This window comes from Micromonospora sp. H61 (assembly GCF_018070325.1).
GTDB lineage: Bacteria > Actinomycetota > Actinomycetes > Mycobacteriales > Micromonosporaceae > Micromonospora > Micromonospora salmantinae.
Genome location: NZ_JAGPXY010000245.1, coordinates 1 through 595, shown reverse-complemented (window position 1 = coordinate 595; position 595 = coordinate 1). Strand labels below are relative to the sequence as shown.

Below are 595 nucleotides of genomic sequence, written 5' to 3'. Positions count from 1 at the left end.
GTAGTAGCCGTCGTCGAACTCCTCCACGATCTGGAACGTCCACCGGCCGGGTAGCACGTTGCGCCCCAACAGCTCGTGCTCAACCCGGTCGGCCATCTCCTTGTGTCCGGCCTCGCGAAGCAGCTTCACCACCCGGTCAAGGGTGAGATCTGCCCCGCCCACTAGTTGGTGCGCCGAGTACAGGTGGCCTCGTACCCGGTGGATTGTCTCGAGAGCCTTGCTCAACTCACCCAGAGCCTCAACCGTCTTGTCGTCCACAACTGCCGGACGCGAGTGCTCTTGATCGACAGCCTGACCCGCCTGCTTGTGCGTCATCGCTGCGCTCATACCCAACCGGCCACCTTTGACGCTCCCTGCGTCAGTAACTGCTCGACCGTCGAGGGGCTACATTGAATTGCAATGAAGGTCAAGCAAGGACGCGGTCCTTATTGCGCGAATCCCTGCAATTATTTTTGATCCACCGGGATCTGTCAGACTTCGCTTGCAATTGGCCCTAGCGGTATGCCTATGATCTCGGTGAGGTCAAACTCAACCGACCGTGCGCGCACACACCGGGGACCCGCCTTCAACTATCACCGTTGAGGGCGGCGAACTC

Annotated in this window: 1 protein-coding gene; it reads right to left on the bottom strand. The window is 60.0% G+C overall.

The features are described 5' to 3' along the window. The coding region (locus tag KBX08_RS33410) for a hypothetical protein (protein ID WP_210787732.1) at positions 1-327 on the bottom strand (327 nt) is incomplete at its 3' end. Positions 328-595: the final 268 nt, after the last annotated feature.